This window comes from Streptomyces sp. PA03-6a, from assembly GCF_033792765.1.
Lineage (GTDB): Bacteria > Actinomycetota > Actinomycetes > Streptomycetales > Streptomycetaceae > Actinacidiphila.
This window is the reverse complement of sequence record NZ_JARAVK010000434.1, coordinates 1-4,501: the sequence shown is the minus strand read 5'-3', so window position 1 is coordinate 4,501 and position 4,501 is coordinate 1. Positions and strand designations below refer to the sequence as shown.

At 73.8% G+C, this 4,501-nt stretch carries 5 protein-coding genes; 2 read left to right on the top strand and 3 right to left on the bottom strand.

Annotated elements, in window-relative coordinates; all coding sequences use genetic code 11:
- Positions 1-1,157: hypothetical protein (locus PV350_RS44855; protein WP_500339096.1), on the bottom strand; the 1,157-nt coding region annotated here is incomplete at its 3' end.
- A 41-nt stretch (positions 1,158-1,198) separates the two neighbouring features.
- Positions 1,199-2,134 carry a 5-dehydro-4-deoxyglucarate dehydratase gene (locus tag PV350_RS44850; protein ID WP_499511192.1) on the bottom strand — a complete coding sequence of 312 codons (936 nt, stop codon included), beginning with the start codon at positions 2,132-2,134 and terminating at the stop codon, positions 1,199-1,201.
- 209 nt (positions 2,135-2,343) lie between these two features.
- Here PV350_RS44850 and PV350_RS44845 point away from each other — a divergent pair, with 209 nt between their 5' ends.
- The gene (locus PV350_RS44845) at positions 2,344-3,153 is read left to right on the top strand and encodes an NAD-dependent epimerase/dehydratase family protein (RefSeq protein WP_499511193.1); all 810 of its coding nucleotides are present in this window, start codon (positions 2,344-2,346) and stop codon (positions 3,151-3,153) included.
- A 23-nt stretch (positions 3,154-3,176) separates the two neighbouring features.
- Here the strand turns inward: PV350_RS44845 and PV350_RS44840 are convergent, their stop codons facing one another.
- Positions 3,177-3,908, bottom strand: coding sequence for an SDR family NAD(P)-dependent oxidoreductase (locus PV350_RS44840; RefSeq protein ID WP_499511194.1), 732 nt, complete (start codon positions 3,906-3,908; stop codon positions 3,177-3,179).
- Positions 3,909-3,964: 56 nt separating this feature from the next.
- Between PV350_RS44840 and PV350_RS44835 the strand changes: the two genes are divergently transcribed.
- A partial coding sequence (locus PV350_RS44835) for a TerD family protein (protein WP_500339095.1) occupies positions 3,965-4,501 on the top strand: 537 nt, incomplete at its 3' end.

Sequence of the window (4,501 nt, the reverse complement as noted above, 5' to 3'; positions counted from 1 at the left end):
CCCGCCAGGTCCCCCGCGGACGCGAGCCCCGCGTGGTAGAGCCGTAGCTCCGTCGCCCCGGCCGCCGCCGCCCGGGAGGCGTCCGCGGCCAGCGTGCCGGGGCTGCCCCCCATTCCCGCGACCACGGGGAAGTTGGCGGCCAGCACGGTGCCCGCCCGCGCGTGCGGCACGCAGGCCGCCACCAGGTCGGCCCCGGGCAGCACGAGCCCGTCCGCGTGGCCCAGGACGTACCCCGGGTCGACGCCCACGTTGGCCCCGCAGCGGTGGGCGTGCGGATCCGCGTGCAGCAGCACCTGGAACCCCGGTCCCGCCGAGGCCCGTACCGCCGCACCCCGTACCGCCTCCACCGCCGCCCGCTGCAACTCCCGCGCGACGGGGCCCCGCCACGCCATCGTCAGCCCCGCGAGGTCCGCCCCGAGCAGCTTCTCGACGTCGGCCCACTCCTCGGGCCCCGGGGTCCACTCCCCCGCCCACACCGGTGCCAGGGCGTCGCGCACGGCCGAGCGCAGTGCGTCCGGGTCCGCGCCCAGCGCGGTGTACCCCGCCTCGCACGTGGGGCAGAAGCACAGGGACATCAGGTACTGCGCCGCCCCGGGCAGCGGCACGCCGCCCGTCTTGTCGTGGGCGTGCAGGTGGGCGAGGCCGTACCAGCCGCAGGACTCCAGTTCCGTGCCCTCCGTCCCGGTCCCCGGCCGCACCGCGGCCTCCGCCGCCAGCGTGACGAGGTACTCGCGCACCTCCGGCTGGGCGATGCACGGCGCCCACGGGTAGCGGTCGCCGTAGGCGTTGCGCACGCTCACCCGGGGGTGTTCGTCCCCGAGGCGGGAGTTGTGGGCGAGCACGACCCAGGAGTGCACGGCGAGTCCGGCCGCCCGCAGGGCCCGGGCGGCCTCGCCGTAGGCGTCCTCGGCACCGGCCCAGTCCTGGGTGTACGGCCGCAGGGAGCGCCCCGCCCAGCGCCGCTCGTCCGGCGGGTAGAGCACGGCGGCGTGGCGGGCGGTGACGACACGGTGCCCGGGGTGGCGTGGGGTCAGCGCCCGCGTGGAGTGGTACGCGGAGGCGAGGGTGACCTGCTGCACGCCGAGGCCGGCGATGCGGTCCGCCGCCTCCGGGTCGCCGACGACGTCCCACGGGTAGACGAAGGTGGAGGCTCTCAACGCTGCTCCTGGGGGTGGGGGTTGACGCGGGTCACCGTACGTCAGTCCTCGCCGAGCAGGGCGAGTCCGCGGTCGATGAGTTCGGCCAGTTCCTTGATGTGCGCGGGCGCGGGCTCGGACAGCGGCGGGCGCACCTCGCCGACGTCGAGCCCGCGGAGCCGGACGCCGGCCTTGACCAGGGAGACGGCGTAGCCGCGGCCCTGCTGGCGCAGTTCCACCAGGGGCCGGTAGAAGCCGTCGAGGAGGGCGTTCACGGTGGTGTCGTCGCCGCCGGTCAGGGCGCGGTGGAAGGCGAGGGCGATCTCGGGCGCGAAGCAGAACACGGCGGAGGAGTAGAGCGTGACGCCGATGCCGCGGTAGGCGAGGCCGGTGAGTTCGGCGGTGGGGAGGCCGTTGAAGTAGCGGAAGTCGCGGTCGGGGACCGTGCTGCGGACGGCGCTGATGATGCGCTGCATCAGGTCGAGGTCGCCGACGCCGTCCTTGAGGCCGATGATGCGCGGGATGCGGGCGAGTTCGGCGACGGTCGCGGGGGTGAGGACGGCGTTGTCGCGCTGGTAGACGATGACGTCGAGCGAGGTGCCCTCGGCGAGCGCCGCGTAGTGCCGCAGCAGTCCGGCCTGGTCGGCGACGACGAGGTAGGGCGGCATGGCGAGCAGTCCGTCGGCGCCCGCCTCCTCGGCGAGGCGCGCGAACTGCAGGGCCAGGGCGGTGCCGTAGCCGGCGCCGGCGACGACGGGGACCCGGCCCGCGGACTCCTCGACGGCCGCGGCGACGCAGACGCGGAACTCCTCGGGCGTCAGCGCGTGGAACTCGCCGGTGCCGCAGCACGCGAAGACCGCCCCGGCTCCGGCCTCGATCCCGCGGCGCACGTGCGCGCGGAAGACCTCCAGGTCAACGGCGCCGTCCGGGCCGAAGGGCGTCACGGGGAAGAACAGCAGGCCGTCGAGGCGCGCGGAGAGTGAGGCGGCATCGGTCATCGGGTTCTCCCTGAAGACTGGCGTCTGTGCGCTCATCTGATCGATGTCTATATTCATGAACGCGTTTACGCTAAGGCAGCACATAAGGAGGGGTCAAGAAAGACAGCCGCAGGTGGTGGAGTCTTGACGCTTCGACAAGCTCTCTTTAGCGTGTCCATGCATATGAATGACATCCACGAACGTGGACGTCCGATCGAGGAGACCCGCGCATGCCCGCTCCCCGCACCGTCCTGCTCACCGGCGCCGCAGGCGGCCTGGGCACCTTGATGCGCGAGCTGCTGCCGGCCTACGGCTACCGGCTGCGCCTGCTCGACATGCGGCCCGTCGAGGGCGCGCCCGACGCGATCACCGCGGACCTGGCGGACCGCGCCGCCCTGCGCGAGGCCGTACGCGGGGTCGACGCGATCATCCACCTCGCGGGCATCTCCCTGGAAGCCCCCTTCGAGAAGATCCTGCGCGCCAACATCGAGGGCACCTACCACCTCTACGAGGCCGCCCGCGAGGAGGGCGTGCCGCGGATCGTCTTCGCCTCCAGCAACCACGCCGTGGGCTTCACCCCGCGCCCGGTCGGGGACGACCCGCTCATCCCGGTCGACACCCCGCGCCGCCCCGACACCTTCTACGGCCTGTCCAAGTGCTTCGGCGAGGACCTCGCCCAGCTCTACTGGGACCTGCACGGCCTGGAGACCGTCTCCATCCGCATCGGCTCCTGCTTCCGGGAGCCGACCTCGGTGCGCATGCTGTCGGTCTGGATGAGCCCCGAGGACGGCGCCCGGCTGGTGCACGCCGCCCTCACCGCCGAGGGCGTCGGGCACACCGTGGTCCACGGCAGCTCCGCCAACACCCGGCTGTGGTGGGACCTGTCCTCCGCGCGGGCACTGGGCTACGAGCCGCGCGACGACTCCGAGCCCTTCGCGGCCAAGCTCATCGCCGAGCAGGGCGAACTGGACCCGGACAACCCGGACCACGCGCACCTCGGCGGCCACTTCACCACGCATCCGCCCCTCTGGCCCCACTGACCCGCGGCGGGCGTCAGCGGTCCTCAGCGGCCGCGTTCCGCGCCGCCGTTCACCTGGTGGATCTGCGCGGTGATGTGGGCGGCACCCGGGGAGGCGAGCCAGTGGGCGAGCGAGGCGACGTCCTCGGGGACGCCGACCCGGCCGGTGAGGGTCTGGCCGACGAGGAACGCGCGCCGCTCCTGCGTCATGCGCCCGCCGAAGAACTCGGTGTCGTCGATGAAGCCGGGCGCGATGACGTTGACCGTGATCCCGCGCCCGCCCAGGTCCGCCGCCAGGTCGTAGGCGTACGGGTGCAGGGCGGCCTTGGCGGCGCCGTACGAGCCGGACCCGCCGCCGCGCACCGCGGCGATGGAGCTGAGCAGCAGCACCCGGCCGCCGTCGGCCAGCAGGTCGCGCAGCGCCTCGGTGAGCAGCACGGCGGTCAGCACGTTGGACCGGAAGTTGCCCGTCCACAGCTCGGTGAGCGACGCCTCCCCGCCGCCGAGCGCGACGTTCCCGCCCGCGTTGTTGACCAGGACGTCCACCCGCCCGAAGCGCTCGGCCACGAGCTCGCGGACCCCGGCCGTCCCCGCCTCGTCGGTCAGGTCCGCCGGGACCGCCAGGGCCGATCCGGAACCCAGCCGGGCGACCGCCCCGTCCAGGACGTCCCCCCGCCGTCCGACCAGCACGACCTGGTCCCCGTCGCGGACGAAGGCCTCCGCGACGGCCAGGCCGATCCCCGTACCGCCGCCGCTGATGACCACGATGCGTGACACGTGAAAACTCCGTTCGGTAATGGAACCGTAAACCCGGAACGATCGTTAAGCGGAACATGACCGCAATGACACCCGGCTCGAACATCCCGCTCTCCGCGGCACGCGTGGCAGTGGAGGTATCCGCGCCCGTGCGGCTTGATGTGTCGGGCCTCCTGATCGCCGCCGACGGCAAGGTGCGCTCCGACGACGACTTCGTGTTCTACAACCAGCCCGCGGGGCCGGGTGTGACCTACCGGTCCGGCGGCGGCACCTCGCCCGACGCGATCACGGTGGACACGGTGGCGGTGCCCGCCGGCATCGAGAAGATCGTCGTGACGGCGAGCCCCGACGCGCCCGGGGCGACCTTCGCCGGCACCGAGCCGACGGCGACGGTGCGGGACGCCGACAGCGGCGCCGTCCTGGCGACCTTCACCCCGCCCGCCCTGAGCACCGAGACCGCCCTCGTGGTGGTCGAGATCTACCGCCGCTCCGGCGCCTGGAAGGCCCGGGCGGTCGGCCAGGGGTACGCCAACGGGCTGGCGGGCATCGCCACCGACTTCGGCGTGTCCGTCGACGAGCCCGCGGCCGCCGCGCCGCAGGCACCGCCCCAGGCG

What these genes read in the sequence shown, in the direction of transcription:
- PV350_RS44850 (WP_499511192.1), bottom strand. Translation starts at nt 2,134, where the DNA reads ATGACCGATGCCGCCTCACTCTCCGCGCGCCTCGACGGCCTGCTGTTC.
- PV350_RS44845 (WP_499511193.1), top strand. Translation starts at nt 2,344, where the DNA reads ATGCCCGCTCCCCGCACCGTCCTGCTCACCGGCGCCGCAGGCGGCCTG.